The sequence below is a fragment of the Pelagivirga sediminicola genome, assembly GCF_003072125.1.
Classification (GTDB): domain Bacteria; phylum Pseudomonadota; class Alphaproteobacteria; order Rhodobacterales; family Rhodobacteraceae; genus Roseovarius; species Roseovarius sediminicola.
The window spans coordinates 24,531-40,104 of the sequence record NZ_QCYH01000006.1 but is presented as its reverse complement, the minus strand read 5'-3'; the positions used below and the strand labels follow the sequence as shown (position 1 = coordinate 40,104).

General features: G+C 64.5%; 15 protein-coding genes. 2 read left to right on the top strand and 13 right to left on the bottom strand.

The features are described 5' to 3' along the window. Positions 1–3: 3 nt before the first annotated feature. From DC366_RS11410 to DC366_RS19880, 9 genes are read right to left on the bottom strand one after another with little or no spacing between them, the layout of a single operon-like run. Positions 4–1,014 carry an imelysin family protein gene (locus tag DC366_RS11410; protein WP_108692354.1) on the bottom strand — a complete coding sequence of 337 codons (1,011 nt, stop codon included), beginning with the start codon at positions 1,012–1,014 and terminating at the stop codon, positions 4–6. A gap of 3 nt (positions 1,015–1,017) precedes the next feature. Continuing rightward, positions 1,018–2,496, bottom strand: coding sequence for a di-heme oxidoreductase family protein (locus DC366_RS11405; protein WP_243405110.1), 1,479 nt, complete (start codon positions 2,494–2,496; stop codon positions 1,018–1,020). Between the two features lie 16 nt (positions 2,497–2,512). Then, positions 2,513–2,998 carry a bacterioferritin gene (gene bfr, locus DC366_RS11400; RefSeq protein ID WP_108692352.1) on the bottom strand — a complete coding sequence of 162 codons (486 nt, stop codon included), beginning with the start codon at positions 2,996–2,998 and terminating at the stop codon, positions 2,513–2,515. Then, on the bottom strand, positions 2,973–3,239 hold the full coding sequence (locus tag DC366_RS11395; protein WP_108692351.1) for a (2Fe-2S)-binding protein: 267 nt from the start codon (positions 3,237–3,239) through the stop codon (positions 2,973–2,975). The genes bfr and DC366_RS11395 overlap by 26 nt, the downstream gene beginning before the upstream one ends. A gap of 29 nt (positions 3,240–3,268) precedes the next feature. Then, positions 3,269–4,315 (bottom strand): hypothetical protein, encoded by a 1,047-nt coding sequence (locus tag DC366_RS11390; RefSeq protein ID WP_133176203.1) that lies wholly within the window; start codon positions 4,313–4,315, stop codon positions 3,269–3,271. A gap of 28 nt (positions 4,316–4,343) precedes the next feature. Then, positions 4,344–5,606: an imelysin family protein gene (locus tag DC366_RS11385; protein ID WP_108692349.1), complete on the bottom strand. Its 1,263-nt coding sequence runs from the start codon at positions 5,604–5,606 to the stop codon at positions 4,344–4,346. Between the two features lie 15 nt (positions 5,607–5,621). Next, entirely contained in the window at positions 5,622–6,101 is a 480-nt protein-coding gene (locus tag DC366_RS11380) for a hypothetical protein (RefSeq protein WP_108692348.1), read from the bottom strand. Then, positions 6,098–6,265 carry a hemin uptake protein HemP gene (hemP, locus tag DC366_RS11375; protein WP_108692347.1) on the bottom strand — a complete coding sequence of 56 codons (168 nt, stop codon included), beginning with the start codon at positions 6,263–6,265 and terminating at the stop codon, positions 6,098–6,100. The genes DC366_RS11380 and hemP overlap by 4 nt, the downstream gene beginning before the upstream one ends. Continuing rightward, the gene (locus DC366_RS19880) at positions 6,262–6,429 is read right to left on the bottom strand and encodes a hypothetical protein (RefSeq protein WP_165802890.1); all 168 of its coding nucleotides are present in this window, start codon (positions 6,427–6,429) and stop codon (positions 6,262–6,264) included. The genes hemP and DC366_RS19880 overlap by 4 nt, the downstream gene beginning before the upstream one ends. Before the next feature lie 227 nt (positions 6,430–6,656). Here DC366_RS19880 and DC366_RS11370 point away from each other — a divergent pair, with 227 nt between their 5' ends. Continuing rightward, positions 6,657–7,874 carry an NAD(P)/FAD-dependent oxidoreductase gene (locus DC366_RS11370; protein WP_108692346.1) on the top strand — a complete coding sequence of 406 codons (1,218 nt, stop codon included), beginning with the start codon at positions 6,657–6,659 and terminating at the stop codon, positions 7,872–7,874. Between the two features lie 34 nt (positions 7,875–7,908). On the opposite strand, the gene DC366_RS11365 is transcribed toward DC366_RS11370, so the two are convergent. Beyond that, positions 7,909–9,582 (bottom strand): Na/Pi cotransporter family protein, encoded by a 1,674-nt coding sequence (locus tag DC366_RS11365; protein WP_108692345.1) that lies wholly within the window; start codon positions 9,580–9,582, stop codon positions 7,909–7,911. A gap of 272 nt (positions 9,583–9,854) precedes the next feature. Between DC366_RS11365 and hdhA the strand changes: the two genes are divergently transcribed. Beyond that, positions 9,855–10,622 carry a 7-alpha-hydroxysteroid dehydrogenase gene (gene hdhA / locus DC366_RS11360; RefSeq protein WP_108692344.1) on the top strand — a complete coding sequence of 256 codons (768 nt, stop codon included), beginning with the start codon at positions 9,855–9,857 and terminating at the stop codon, positions 10,620–10,622. A 70-nt stretch (positions 10,623–10,692) separates the two neighbouring features. On the opposite strand, the gene gyrB is transcribed toward hdhA, so the two are convergent. From gyrB to dnaN, 3 genes are all read right to left on the bottom strand, one after another. Then, positions 10,693–13,110: a DNA topoisomerase (ATP-hydrolyzing) subunit B gene (gene gyrB, locus DC366_RS11355; protein ID WP_108692343.1), complete on the bottom strand. Its 2,418-nt coding sequence runs from the start codon at positions 13,108–13,110 to the stop codon at positions 10,693–10,695. Between the two features lie 84 nt (positions 13,111–13,194). Continuing rightward, positions 13,195–14,298: a DNA replication/repair protein RecF gene (recF, locus tag DC366_RS11350; RefSeq protein WP_108692342.1), complete on the bottom strand. Its 1,104-nt coding sequence runs from the start codon at positions 14,296–14,298 to the stop codon at positions 13,195–13,197. Between the two features lie 44 nt (positions 14,299–14,342). Continuing rightward, positions 14,343–15,461, bottom strand: a complete 1,119-nt coding sequence (dnaN, locus tag DC366_RS11345; RefSeq protein ID WP_108692553.1) for a DNA polymerase III subunit beta — start codon at positions 15,459–15,461, stop codon at positions 14,343–14,345. Positions 15,462–15,574 lie beyond the last annotated feature (113 nt).

Genomic DNA, 15,574 nt, shown 5'->3' with positions numbered 1-15,574 from the left:
GCCTCAGTCCCCGTCCATCGCGTTGAAGCCTGACGCAACGCCCAGCGCGGGGCCCAGATCATCGCGGACGATCTCGCGCACATGGCCGATGGATTGCTGCAGGGATTCGACGCGCAAGCGCCCGACAGGGTCCGCGACGCCCGCGAAAACCGGATCGTCCAGCGCCTCGGCATCGCCGAGCGCAACGTCGAACGTGGTCCCCAGAGCATCGGCCATCTGCGCATCGGGCGCGGCGAGCAGGACGCCCAGATCCCTGAGCGCCTCCAGCGACAGGACGACGTTACGCAGCGAGCGGCCCGAGCGCCACGCCTCCGCCCGTTTCGGGCGCGGCGCATCGAAGGTGCCGAGGGGGCGGCCCAGGCGCGTATCCGCGGTGAACTCCAGCCCGTAAGTCAGCGCCTTGAACAGCTCCTGCAGGGCCTCGTCCGTGCCGCGATAGGGGCCGCCATCCGCGTGCATCATCGTCTCAGCATAGCCGTCATGCCAGCCCGACGCGATGGCGGCGGTGACATTTGCGATATCCGCGCTCATCACCTGCACCAGCTGGCAGCGATAGGCCGCGTCGCCCAGCGCCTGAATGTCCGGGTCATAAAGCATCAGCTCCAGCGCATAAAACCCGCGCGCGGCGATGGAGACATCGGCGTAATCCTCGGCGCTGCCCGCCACCGGATCGGCGCTGGAAATCAGCCCGCGCAGCGTGCGCGGCGTGATGTCGCGCGTATCGGGCCAGAACGCCAGCGCGAAGGCGCGATCACCCGTCTCGGCGGGGCCGAACCGCAGGTGGCTGGCCGAAATCCACGCATCGAACGCGTCGTTCCATGCGGCGCGAAGACCTTGCGCATCGGCCGCGCAGTCGTCCTCGGCCGCCGCCTTCAGCCGCGCGCCCGCCGCGGCCAACGCGTCATAGCGCGGCACGATATGCTGGCTTACGGCGTTCTGGACCAGCTCGGCCGCGCTTTGGGCGGTGGCGGCGGCAGGCAGGATCAGGGCAAGGCAGAGGGCGGCAAGGCGCATATGTCAAAGGCTTTCCAGATAGGCGATCAGCGCCGCGCGGTCATCCGGCGGCATGGCGGCGACGGTATCACGCGCGGTCTGCGCCTCGCCGCCGTGCCACAGCACGGCCTCCAGCAAGGATCGCGCCCGCCCGTCATGCAGGAAATAGGTGTGCCCGCTGACACGTCCAGTCAGGCCGATCCCCCACAGCGGCGGCGTGCGCCATTCGCGCCCGTTCGCGCGCGCCTCGGGGCGGTTGTCGGCCAGCCCCTCGCCCATGTCGTGCAGCAGCATGTCGGTATAGGGCCAGATCAACTGAAAGCTCTGTTCGGGCTGATCGTTCAGGCGATGCGTGACGAATTTCGGCCGGTGGCAGGACGCGCAGCCGGTCTGGTGAAACACCTGCTTGCCGCGCAGCACCTGCGGCGCGGCCACATCGCGGCGGGCCGGAACGCCCAGATTGCGGCTGTAGAACGTCACCAGATCCAGCCCCTCGGCGTCCACTTCGAATTCGCGGTCGTCGCCGTCGCCATGCGGGGCGGTCTGGCAGGCGTCCTGAATGGTGGTGCATTCGCCGAACGGATCGGCGAAGAGCGGGTTGGAGATGCCGATGTCCCCGGCAAACGCGCCGGCGCTTTGCTCGCGCACCGTCGGCGTGCCGGCCTTCAGCCCGAAACGGCCCAGCATCGGCATGTCGTATTCCACGGACCACACGATATTGGCGCGGCCCGAAATGCCATCACCATCGGCGTCACCGGGATCCTCCCACGCCAGAATGTCCGCCGCCGGGATCGCCTCAAGCAGGCCCAGACCGATCATCTGGGGCGCCACGCGCGGGCTGAGCATCGCGTCCGCGTGCAAGGGGCCATAGCCCAGATCGGCGGCGGTGTAGGTGGGGCTGCGCAGGCTAGCCACCTGCCCGCCCGACAACTCGACCGGAATTTCCTCATACGCGATCTGCATGCGGTATTCGGCAGGGATGCCGGGCAGCGCATGGTCCTGCAACTGCGTGCCATATGTCGGGTCGGGCGCGGTGCCCAGATACTCCTCGATCTCGGTAATCGCGGCAGCATCATCGGGGATCGACACGCGCAGGAACATCGACACGGCGTTGTCGTCACCGTCCTCGGGCGGATGGCCGCGCCCGTCCTTGATATGGCAGCGCTGGCAGGAACGCGCATTGAACAGCGGCCCCAGCCCGTCCGAGGCCAGCGTGGACGAGGGCGAGGACACCCAGATCTTGCGGAAAAGCCCGTTGCCGACCTTGAATTTCAGCTCGTTCTCGAAGGTGATGTTGCCCGACGGGTCCGAGAACGCGTCGGCGGTGTTGCGCACGCGCACGGTTGCCGCGCCTGCGGGCAGTTCTTCGAACTTGGCGGGTTTGGTGAAATCTTCATCCGGCTGCGTTACGCGGGCGATGCGCCCTGCCTCTTCGTCCGTGCGGGGGATGATGTCGAGATGCGGCTCGTCCAGCGGACCGGCCACCAACGGGCCGGCCAGCATGAGCGCCGCGAAAAGGCTACTCCGCCTCGTCCATTTTCGATGCGTTGAGCTGCGCATATTTCTCTTCGCCCACTTTTTCGAGCAGATCGAGCTGCGTTTCGAGAAAGTCGATATGCCCTTCTTCGTCGGCCATCAACTCTTCGAAGAGGTTCTTGGAGACATAATCGCCGACCTCTTCACAATATTTGCGCGCTTCGGCATAAAGCTCGCGCGCCTCGTGTTCGGCGGCCAGATCGCATTCCAGCGTTTCCTTGGGTGTCTGGCCGATACGCAGCGAATCCAGCTTTTGCAGGTTCGGATGCCCGCCGAGGAACAGGATGCGCGCGATCAGCTTGTCGGCGTGATGCATCTCCTCGATGCTTTCCTCGCGGCTTTTGCGCGCCATGTGGCCAAGGCCCCAATCCTCTTGCAGGCGGAAATGCAGCCAGTATTGGCTGACCGCCGTCAGCTCGGCGCGCAGCGCGGTGTTGAGGTATTCAATTGCTTTCTTGTCGCCGTTCATCGTGGAATTCCTCTGCTGGTCCGGCCCGCAGGCCGCGAAGTGTCATGGGAACTTCCATGTTATCATTTTTGCGCATGGTGGAAAGGAAGAGCGGCATGCACCCCCCGCAATCCGCGGATTTGCCCAGCGCGCGATAGACCTTGCCGGGGGTGATGAGGGCGGTGGCATCCGCGGCCCTCATCCAGTTGATCGCGGCATCGATGTCATGGTTCGTGATGTTCTGGCAGTGACAGACGATCATGGTGCATCTCCTGTTGGCGCGCGGCCGGTTCAGAACTGGTACGCGATGACCGTTCCGATGGTGTGGGTTTCGTCCCCGTCCTCGAACCCGTAGCGATAGCCGAGCGAGGCAAAGAGGTTCGTGGCTAGTTCGACCTCGCCCGCGAGGGTGGCAAGATGATCGGTGCGCGCGCCCTCGATATCGCGGTTCGTATAGACCGCCGACATCGTGACCGGTCCGAAGGGCGCGGCAAGGCCGACCGTGCCATAACGCGCGCTGGCCGAGGTGCCGCCGAAATCGGTGAAATAGGCCATTTCCGCCAACAGCGCGACGGGGCGGCCCAGATCGTAGGTATGCGCCATGCCGATGACCGCGCCGGTCTGGTCATGTGTGTCGCCCGCGCCGCGCGCCAGGTTCTGCACGCCGATATTATAGGTCGTCTCGCCGATCTCGCCGTTCAGCGACACGGCGATGCTCTCGGGGCCGCTGGTGTTGCCGACGCCGCCGACGGGCAGGCTGTTCTGGCCGCGCCTGCGACCCAGCGATTTGCTGAGGATCGAGCGGTCGGCGTTGAACAGCGCCACCGACAGATAATTGTTCGACGCGCCGATATCGAAGGGGATCAGCACCGCGCCGCCGATCTGCTCGGTCAGTTGGTAATCCTCGGCGAAATCGGTGCCGAAGACGCCGGGCGCCTCGTCCCATGCGACGCCGAAGGCGGGGTTGAACTTGCCCAGGATGATCTCGGCGGCGCCGAAATCGTGATTGAAGTAGAATTCCTCGGCATAAAGCCCGTGATCCTCGAAGGCGCGGTCGCGGGTCGCGTCGATGATCGGCTCGAATGTCAGGCCAAGGTTCAGGGACGAGGACGTGCCGATGGCCATGGCAATGGCGGCCTCGATCGTGGCGTAGGTATCGCTGATCTCCAGCGCGGGATCGCTCGCGTCGACAACGGTATCGTTCTCGATCTCGACCGAGATTTCGGCGGTGAACGGGCCGTATTCCAGCGCCAGCGCAGGCACCGCCGACATCAGGCCAGTGGTTGCGCCAAGGACAAGGCCAAGGGCCCGGGGGGTGGTGTTGCGTGTCATCATCATGTTCTTTTTTCGTTTGGCTTTGCGCGGGTCACTGGAAAACGGCATCGGGGTCATCAAGGCTGTCGGAGCCCTCAAAGGCGATACCATCCACGCCCAGTGCGGTGACGATCCGCTCGATCGCTCGGGTCTGGTCGATCAGGCCATCGACGCCGCCCATCACCAGCGCCTCGCCCGCCGCGTTGCCGCGCGCCAGCATCTGGTCATAGGCCGTTCCCGCCTCGGCCGTCGTCTTGATCCGGCCCAGCGCGCGCATGGTGCGCGACAGCTTGGCCTGCATCTCGGCATCCAGCGCCGCGTCCTTTTCGGCGACCAGATCGGACAGCGACGGACCGCTGACCAAGCTGCCGTCGATGCGGACATATTCGCCCATATAGACGTTCTGGATGCCCAGCCCGTCATAGTAATGGCTGTTATGGGTGTTGTCGGAGAAGCAATCATGCTCTTCCTCGGGATCGTTCAGCATCAGGCCCAGACGCATCCGCTCGCCCGCCTGCTCGCCATAGCTGAGGCTGCCCATGCCGGTCAGAATGGCGGAAATGCCGACATTTTCGTCGCTGGTGACGGCCTCGCGGGCGGCGCCGCCTTCGGCCCATTGGCCCGCCATCCAGTCCAGATCGGAGATCAGCAGATCGGTTGCGGCGGTCAGGTAATCGGCGCGGCGATCGCAATTGTCGTTCGTGCACTCCTCGCCGCTGGCGTAATCCGTCCAGGGCCGCTGGCCCGCGCCCGGATCGGTGCCGTTCAGGTCCTGTCCCCAGAGCAGGAATTCGACCGCATGATATCCGGTGGCCACGTTCGCCTCGACCCCGTCGGCCTCGTGCAGGGTACCCGACAGCAGTTCGGGCGTGATCTCGGTCGCGTCGATTTCGGTGCCCGACAGGGTGAATATCGGGTTGGCGATGACGTTCAGTGTCTTCAGATCGTTCTCGTCCGATGCGCCGCCATAGGCCGCATCAACATAATCGATCAGCCCCTCGTCCAGCGGCCAGGCGTTTACCTTGCCCTCCCAGTCATCGACGATGGGATTGCCGAAACGGTAAACCTCGGTCTGCTGGTAGGGCACCCGCGCGGCGATCCACGCGGCGCGCGCGGCCTGAAGCGTCTCGGCCGAGGGCGATTCGGTCAGCGCCGTCACCGCTTCCTTCAGCAGGCGGGCTGCCGCGGCGCTGTCCTCATACCCGGCGGCGGCGATGTCGGCATAGGTGCCGAGCACCTCGGATTTGGTCGCGGCAAAGGCGGGCAGCGTCAGGGCAAGGCCAAGGGCGGTCGTGCTGAGAAAGAGGCGAGTCATGCGATATTCAGTCCTTTAGTGAAGTGTTGCAGGCGCGGCGGCGCGCCGTGCCATGTCGCGCGGCGCGGCCAGCGCCATGCATTTCAGGGCCAGCCCGCATTCGCAGGCAAGCGAGGTAAAGACCGGCGCCATGTCGGCCCGCACGATCAGCGTTGCCATCAGCATCGCGTCCTCGCGCGCGCCCGTCGCGGCGGCGGCGATAAAATTGGCAAAGCACGATTCGTCCGCGCCAAGACATCTGCACGTCACCGCGTGGCGCATCAGCGGCCGGCGGCAATGCTCGGTGCACAGCTCCATCAGCGCGTCCCATGCATCCGCCGCCGCGCCCCCGTGATCGGGGCCCAGCGCCTGCGCGAAATCATCGCGCACCGCTTGTCGGCTGCCCGCGCTGTCGCACCAAAGGCGCAGATACAGCACCGACGCGGCCTCCAGCCCCTCCATATGGGCCACCTGCCCCACCGGGGCGCCGCCGCGATTGTGGGGCGCCGCGCTCATTTCGTCAGGATCAGCTTGCCCGCGCGGGTGATGCGCAGGGTATAAACCTTGTCATCCAGCACGATCCGGGCCTGATCGCCGTTCATCACCAGATGCTGGGCATCATAGGTGGGCAAATCGCCCGCGCTGCTGTCAATCTCGATCGTCTTTGGCTGAAGCGTCATGTCGTGGCCTCCTGAGCGGCGCGCGCACGGTCCAGCATCCATTCAAGGCTGACCCCTTCGATTCCGCCGACATCCTGCCACCGCTGCACCATCTCGTTGGCACCGGGGCGGCACGGCAAAGCGGTGTCGCGGGGGGAGGTCTGGGCAGCGAGGGAATGCGGCATCGCGCGTCCTGTCGTGTTGTCGATTCGTCGGCTTCCCCGATTGCGACGCCCGCAAGGGTCAGGGTGGCTGGCACGCGGTTATAACTGAGTGAATTTATAAACTATGTCAATCCGACTTTTTTGGTCGGGTTAAAATTCATGGCGAAATGCCGCACGCAGACGCTTGCATTTTCCAGCGCCGCTCGTGATGGTCCGGTTCAGACACCCCCCGCACGAAGGAGCAGGCGATGCCCCCCAACAGCTATGTCTCGACGCAGACACATGACAGTTATGATGTCGTCATCATCGGAGGCGCCATGATGGGCGCGGCGACGGCATGGTTCCTGACAGAGCAAAAGGATTTCAACGGGCGCATCCTGGTGATTGATCGCGATCCCACCTATGAGAAATGCTCGACCGGGCACACGAATTCCTGCATCCGCCAGCAGTTCAGTTCGGCGCTGAATGTGCGCATCTCGCAATTCGGGGCCGATTTCATTCAGAACCTGCGCGAATACATGGGCGGCGACGACCGCGTGCCGCAGCTCAAGATCCAGAATTACGGCTATATGTACCTTGCCGATACCGAGGCGGGCGCAGATGTGCTGCGCGCCAGCCATGCGGTGCAGATTGCCGAGGGCGCCGAAACGCGCCTGCTGACCCCCGATCAGATCGCCGCCGAATACCCGTTTTACGCGCTGGACGATATCGTTCTGGGCAGCATCAACACCAAGGACGAAGGCTATTGGGATTACATGGCCGTCTTTGACTGGTGGCGCCGCTCGGCCCGCGAGCGCGGCGTCGAGTTTCTGGCGGGCGAGGTGGTGGCGATCAATCACGCCAAGGGCCGTGTCGAGAGCGTGACGCTGGCCTCCGGTAGCACAATCGCCTGCGGCCAGCTGGTCAATGCCAGCGGTCCCCGCGCCGCGCTGACCGCGGCGATGGCGGGCATCGAGATCCCTGTCGAGCCGCGCAAGCGCTACACCTGGACCTTCTCGGCCTCCCAGCCGCTGGACCGTGAATTGCCGCTGACGGTGGATCCGTCCGGCGTGCATGTCCGGCAAGACGGCGCCGACACCTACATGGCCGGCGCCCACAGCGATATCGACCCCGCCGTCGATCCCGATGATTTCCAGATGGACCGTGATATCTGGATGGACCATGTCTGGCCCGCCATCGCCACGCGCATCCCGCAATTCGAGGCGATAAAGGTGCTGCACGAATGGGCCGGGCATTATGCGATGAACACCTTCGATCACAACGCCATCACCGGCCCCCATCCCGAGCTGACCAACTTCCTCTTCATCAACGGATTTTCCGGCCACGGCCTGCAGCAATCGCCCGCCATGGGGCGCGGCACGGCGGAATGGCTGACATATGGCGAATACCGGTCGCTGGACCTTTCGCCGTTCCATTTTGACCGGATCGCGGCGGGCAAACCCTATGTGGAGACTGCGATCATCTGATGGTTGGCCGACGCGGTGACGGGCCGGGGATGGCTCAATCCTCGGTCTCGTCCTCGATGTTCCGGATCAGCCGCGTTTCCAGCAACTGGCCGTTGCGATAGAGGATCGGATAGGCCACCGCCGAGATGTGTCCGTTCAGATCGCGCAGCGCGCGCAGCGTTTCCAGATGCACGTCGCTGGATTGGAAACTGTCCGTGCGCCCGTCTGACAGACGCTGAAGATGCCGCTTGCGGCTGCGCCGTTCCTTTTGCTTGATCTCGGTCTTTTCCATGACCAGGAGGCGCGCGCTCTCCAGATCGTCGGAAATCAGCACGTTGCCGGCCAGCCGGAAATTGGCGCGCACCGCCTCGAACATATGCACCAGCTCGCTCCAGCCCTCGGCGGACAGCGTGACCTGTTCGTCGCGTTTTTCCGCCGCGGTGCGCAGGAACTGCCCCGCCAGCAGATCGCCCGCCGCCTCCAGCCGGATGGCATATTCCATCAGGCTGCGCACCGTCTTTGCCTCGTCCTTGGTATAGGCGTCCAGCGGGATCGCCGCGACATAGCGCCGGATTTCAAGAAGCGCGGCATTGACGGCGTTGTCCTGCAACCGCACCGCGCGCATGCGCGCCTTGTCGCCGGTCTCATAGAGCGACTGGATCGGCTCGAACATCCGCTCGACCAGCCCCATCATGCGCAAAAGCTCGCGCTTCAGGCTGGCGATGGCCATTTGCGGCGTGTCCAGCACATCGGTATCCAGAACGCTGATCTCGTCATGGCGTTCAGGCTCTGTCTGCACCGTGCTCGGCATGAGCGCCTGGATCGGCCGCTCAAGCGGGCGGCACAGCGGCAGCGCGACGATCAGCAGCGTCAGGTTGAAGGCGATATGCGCATAAATCAGCGACTGGCCCGGTGACACGATCAACAGATGCGACGGATCGAACCCCAGGTTGATGACCAGCAGCGCGGCCAGCGCCCAGGTGCCCCGAAGGATCATGTTGGCAATGGGAATGCGCCGCCCGTCCACCCCCATCCCGCGCGTCAGATAGACCGGAATGCCCGCGCTGCCCAGGTTGGCGCCCAGCACAAGCGACAGACCGGCGGCAAAGGGGAGCGCGCCAATATGCACCAGCGTCACGCACATCAGCACCGCCGCCACGCTGGAATGCATCACGAAGGCCAGCGCGGCGCCCACCAGAAACGCGGTGATGAAATCGCGCGCAAGGTATTCGGCGATGGCCGGAAGGAACGCGCTGTCGTTGATCGGCTCCATCGTCTGCCGCAAAAGTTGCAGCGATATCAGGATGAAGGCAACCCCCATCAGGATCCGCCCGGCCTGCCGCCAGCGTCGGCCATCGGTCTTGACGAACAGGAAGCCGCCGACCGTCAGCAGAAGCGGGATCAACCAATCCAGCCGGAATGACAGCACCTGGATAATCAACGCCGAGCCCAGATCGCCGCCCAGCACCACCGCCAATCCCGCCGGAAAGGCCAGATACCCTGCCGCCGCGAAACCCGACGTCAGCAGCGCCACCGCGGCCGAGCTTTGCAGGATCAGCGCCAGCATCACTCCCGTCGCCCCCGATCCTGTCAGGCTGGTGCTGTCGGTCAGCCAGCGCTGGAAAGACGCGCCAAAGCTGCGCTCGATCCCGGTGCGCACCATGCGCACCGCAAAGAGCAGCAACATGACCGAACCGCTGAGGTTGAGCAGAAACGACAGGATCGCCACGGCCTAGCGCCCCCCGGTCCGGAAGGTGCGCAAGGGCGGATGCGGGACGGTGTGCGCCACTCGCGCGCTTGCTGAATACTCGGTGATCACGGTCAGAAATGCCTCCAGACGCGCTTCAGAACATATAACGCGGAGATATCCCAGATGCAAAACGCCCGCACCCGCGCCGCCGCGGCACGCGCTTGCAGGGCCCGATCCGCGCGTGCGGGATGAAATAGCCAGCCGCACCACTATCTAGCACCCATAAGGAATAAAAATAAGGAGCCACGTTGATGTACGATCCGGCAGATTTCCGACTGGACGGCCATGTGGCCGTCATAACCGGCGCGGGCGCCGGTATCGGGCGCGCGATCGCGCTGACATATGCGGCCGCAGGCGCGTCTGTGATGGTCAGCGATCTGGATCTGGACACCGCAGAGCGCGTGGCAGAGGACATCAAGGCCGAGGGCGGCCATGCTGCGGCAGCTGCCTGTGATGTCACCGACGAGGAGGCGCTCGCGGCACTCGTGACGCAGACGGTCCAGACCTTCGGCAAGCTCACGATCCTTGTCAGCAATGCGGGCGGCGGCGGGCCCAAACCCTTCGACATGCCGATGGGCGATTTTCGCGGCGCCTTCGATCTGAACGTCTTTTCGCTGTTTCGTCTGGCCCAGCTTGCCGCGCCGGAAATGGAAAAGGCCGGAGGCGGGTCGATCATCGCGATCACCTCGATGGCAGCGGAGAACAAGAACAAGCGCATGGCCGCCTATGGATCCTCCAAGGCCGCAACCAGCCATCTGGTGCGCAACATCGCCTTTGATCTGGGGCCGAAGGGCATCCGCGTGAACGGCATCGCCCCCGGCGCCACGCGCACAGCGGCGCTGGAATCGGTCCTGAACGACGAGATCAAGCAGAAGATGCTGGAGCACACACCGATCAAGCGCCTCGGCGAGCCCGAAGACATTGCCAATGCGGCGCTGTTTCTGTCGTCACCCGCCGCATCATGGATCAGCGGCCAGATCCTGACCGTGTCAGGCGGCGGCGTTCAGGAGCTGGACTGACGCGCCAGCGCCAAAAGCAAAGGGCGCGGCAAGCTGCCTTGCCGCGCCCCGCACATTCCGGTTGCATAAATCAGAAGTCGAGGTTTTCCACATTCAGCGCGTTTTGCTGGATGAATTCGCGGCGCGGCTCCACCACATCGCCCATCAGCTTGGTGAACAGATCGTCGGCTTCGGCCACGTCATCCACCTTGACCTGAAGCAGCGTGCGCGCCTCGGGGTCCAGCGTCGTCTCCCAAAGCTGGTTGGGGTTCATCTCGCCCAGCCCCTTGTAGCGCTGAAGCGACAGACCCTTTTCGCCCTCCGCAAGAATGGCGTTCAGCAGATCGAGCGGGCCGTAGATCATCTGCGTGCGATCCTTGCGCATCAGCTTGGCCGGCAGGTTGTAGACGTCCTGAAGCGCCTGGGTAAAGCTGCCCGTGCGCTTGGCATCGACGCCGCGCAGGACGGGGCCATCCAAGGTGCGCACCTCTTCGACGCCGCGCAGGATACGGGCCAGCCGGATACCGTGATCCTGCGTGATCCGACCCTGCCAGCCGCGCTCGTATTCAAGCGCGATCAGGTTCAGACGCTCGGCAACGCGGTCCGCAACGCCTTGCAGATCGGCCTCGACCGCGCCGGGCGCAAAGGCACCGGCGATGGCGGCTTGTTCCAGAATGTGGCGCGGATAATGCGTGGGAAACGCGTCCAGCACGCGGCGCAACTGGCGCGCCATATCGACCACGCGGGCCAGATCCTGCCCGGCGATTTCCTCGCCATTGCCCTGCCGCAACGTGACGCCTTCGACGCCCTGTTCGATCAGGTAGTCCTGCATCGCGGCCTCGTCCTTGAGGTATACCTCGGACTTGCCGCGCGTCACCTTGTAAAGCGGCGGCTGCGCGATATAAAGATGCCCGTTTTCAATGAGTTCCGGCATCTGCCTGTAAAAGAACGTCAGCAGAAGCGTGCGGATATGCGCGCCGTCCACGTCGGCATCGGTCATGATGACGATCTTGTGGTAGCGCAGCTTGTCGATGTTGAACTCGTCCCGCCCGATGCCGGTGCCGAGGGCCATCACGAGGTTGCCGATCTCCTGAGAACCCAGCATCCGGTCAAAGCGCGCGCGCTCCACATTCAGGATCTTGCCCTTGAGCGGCAGGATCGCCTGCGTGCTGCGGTCACGCCCCGTCTGGGCACTGCCGCCGGCGCTGTCACCCTCGACGAGGAACACTTCGGTCTTGGCCGGATCCTTTTCCGAGCAATCCTTGAGCTTTCCGGCCAGATAGTTCACATCCATCGCCGATTTGCGCCGCGTCAGCTCGCGCGCCTTTCGCGCCGCCTCGCGGGCCAGCGCCGCCTCGACGATCTTCGACGTGATGATCTTGGCCTCGTTCGGATTTTCCTCGAACCACTCGGCCAGCTTTTCAGACACCAGGTTCTCGACCGCCGGGCGCACCTCGGACGAGACCAGCTTGTCCTTGGTTTGGCTGGAGAATTTCGGATCAGGCACCTTGACCGACAGCACGCATGTCAGCCCCTCGCGCGCATCGTCGCCGGTGAAGTTCACCTTTTCCTTCTTGGCGATGCCGCTGGTCTGGGCGTAGCTGTTGATCGTGCGCGTCAGGGCGCCGCGAAAACCGGCCAGATGCGCTCCGCCGTCCCGCTGCGGGATGTTGTTGGTAAAGGGCAGCACCGTCTCGTGATAGCTGTCATTCCACCACATCGCCACCTCGACGCCGATATCGTCGCGCTCGCCCACGATAAAGATCGGGTCGGGCAGCATCGCCGTCTTGTGCCGGTCCAGATACTTGACGAATTCGCGCACGCCGCCTTCGTAATGCAGCTCGCTTTCCAGCGGCTCTTCTGGGCGCTCGTCGCGCAGCAGGATACGCACGCCGGAGTTGAGGAACGCAAGCTCGCGCAGACGCTTTTCCAGCGTCTCGAAGCTGTAGTTCAGGTTCGAAAATGTCTCGGTCGAGGCGAGAAACCGCACCTCGGTCCCCTTGCGGCCATTCGCCGGGCCGACAACCTCCAGATGTTTCACGGTATCGCCGCGCTCGAAGCGCGCGATATGCTCCTTGTCGTTGCGCCACACGCGCAACTCCAGCCAATCGCTGAGCGCGTTCACGACGGACACGCCGACGCCGTGCAGACCGCCCGATACCTTGTAGGAGTTCTGATCGAATTTGCCGCCCGCATGCAGCTGAGTCATGATGACCTCGGCGGCCGAAACGCCCTCTTCCTCGTGGATCGCCACGGGGATGCCGCGCCCGTTATCGCTGACCGAAACCGAGCTGTCGGCGTGGATCGTCACGGTCACGCGGTCGGCATGGCCTGCCAGCGCCTCGTCGATGCCGTTATCGACGACCTCATACACCATGTGATGCAAGCCCGAGCCATCGTCGGTATCGCCGATATACATACCCGGACGCTTGCGCACGGCATCCAAGCCCTTGAGAACCTTGATGGAATCGGCGCCGTATTCTTCGGGCGCGACAACTGCCTCGGACATGCGAAATTTCCCCAGTGATTTTGTTAGTTTATAAGGAATCCGCAGAGGGATGTCACGCAGGTATACGCCGTTTCGCGCCCACGATCACAAAGGCGAGACATGCGAAATTCCGGCCTCTTCCGTGACCTCCACATGCTGCGCGCGATCGCCCAGTTCGGCGAACAGCTCCGGCCCGGTGCCTGTCATCCAGGCCTGCGCGCCCAAGGCGCAAATCTCGGCGTAAAGCGCGGCGCGGCGGCCTGCATCCAGGTGGGCGGCAACCTCGTCCAGCAGCAGGATGGGCGGCGCGCCAAAGGATTTCGCCAGCGCCCGCGCATTGGCCAGGATCAGCGACACCAGCAACGCCTTCTGCTCGCCGGTCGAGCAATCGCGCGCGGGCACGCCCTTGGCCGCATAGACGCCGTGCAGATCCGCCCGATGCGGCCCGATCAAGGTGCGCCCGGCGACCAGATCGCGAAAACGGCTCTCGGCCAGCGCGGCGCGGTAATCATCGGCGCCCTCCGGCATCTCGCCATCGGTGGCCGTCAACTCCAGCTCGGCCACGGGAAAGGCCGTCTCGGCCTCGCTTTGGGCGCGGTGCAATTCGGTCAGCGCGGCGCGCCGCGCGGCATCTATCTCGGCACCGCGGCGGGCCATCTGCGCCTCCAGCGCAAGATACCAATGCGCATCGCGCACCTGGTCCTTCAGCAGGCGATTGCGCTCGCGCATCGCCTTGTCGAAATCAAGGACCGCATCGGCATGGGAGGGGATGAAGCTCATCGTGACGCGGTCCAGAAACCGCCGCCGCCCCTCGGCCCCCTCGATCCAGAGCCGGTCCATCGACGGCACCAGCCACAGCACGCGGGCAATCCGCCCCAGCGCCAGCTGCGCCGCGGCCTTGCCGTCGATCCGCAATTGCCGCGTGCCGCCGTTTTCGGCCCATATTTCGATCTCGTGGCTCTGCGAAAGGGAATGCAGAACGCCCGTCACTTTCCACCCCAGCGCTTCGGGCCGCCGGACCATGTCCTGCGCCGCCGCCCGCCGCATGCCGCGGCCGGGCGAGAACAGGGAAACGGCCTCGATCAGGTTGGTCTTGCCCGCGCCGTTCGGCCCGTGAATGGCGATGGGCCGCCCGTCGAGCGCCAGCGCGGCCGATTTATGCGATCGAAAATGCGACAGGGTCAGAGAGGACAGATGAAGGCCAGCCATTCACCGGCTTTCATCGTTCCAGGAACGCTCGGGCCCGGCCCGCGTCACACGCGCATCGGCATGACGACGTAAACGGCGCTTTGATCATTGCCTTCGCGCATCAAGGTCGGATCGCCGGCGGAGTTGAACAGGAACACCGCGTTTTCGCGATCCACCTGGCTGGCGATTTCCAGCAGATATTTCGCGTTGAATCCGATCTCCAGCCGCTCGTCGCCATAGGCGACGGCCAGCTCCTCTTCGGCGGCGCCGCTGTCGGGGGCGTTGACCGACAGAATCAGCCGGTCCTCGTCCAGCGACAGCTTGACCGCGCGCGAGCGTTCGGAGCTGACGGTCGCCACGCGGTCCACGGCTTGCGCGAACTCGGCGGCGTCCACCTCCATCTTGCGGGTGTTGCCCTGCGGGATGACGCGGGTGTAGTCGGGGAATGTGCCGTCGATGACCTTGGATGTCAGCGTGATGTTCGGCGTGGCAAAGCGCACCTTGGTCTCGCTGACCGACACCGCGATCATCATGTCGTCATCTTCCAGCAGCTTGCGCAGCTCGCCCACGGTCTTGCGCGGGACGATGACGCCGGGCATATCCTCGGCCCCTTCGGGCAGGTCCGCGTCGATGCGGGCAAGGCGGTGGCCATCGGTGGCCACGCAGCGCAGCACCTTGCCGCCGTCGGCCTGGGCCACATGCATATAGACGCCGTTGAGGTAATAGCGCGTCTCTTCGGTGGAAATCGCGAATTTCGACTTGTCGAACAGCCGCCGCAGAACCGGCGCCTTGGCCGAGAAGTTGCTGGCATATTCCGAGGATGCCATCACCGGAAAATCCTCTTTCGGCAATGTCGCAAGGTTGAAGTTCGAGCGCCCCGCCTCGACCGTCAGGCGCCCGGCAGTGCCGTCATCGGCCAGCGTGACAAGCGCGCCGTCGGGCAGCTTGCGCACGATTTCGTGCAGCGTCACGGCCGACACGGTGGTCGACCCGGCCCGCTCGACCTGTGCGAGCGCCTTGTCACTGACCTCGATATCCAGGTCGGTGGCGCGGAAATTGACCGTCTCGCCCTCGGCCTCGATCAGCACGTTGGCGAGGATCGGGATGGTATTGCGCCGCTCGACGACCGATTGCGCCTGCGCGACGGCCTTGAGCAATGTTCCGCGTTCGATGCTGAGCTTCATGCCCATCCTCCCTTAAGGTGCCGACGCCGCGCCGGGACCGGCACGGTAGCAACACCGCCCTGCGGCGCAAGCGAATTATGCGCTTTGTGAAGCGGAAAGCCAAAGCCGTCAAG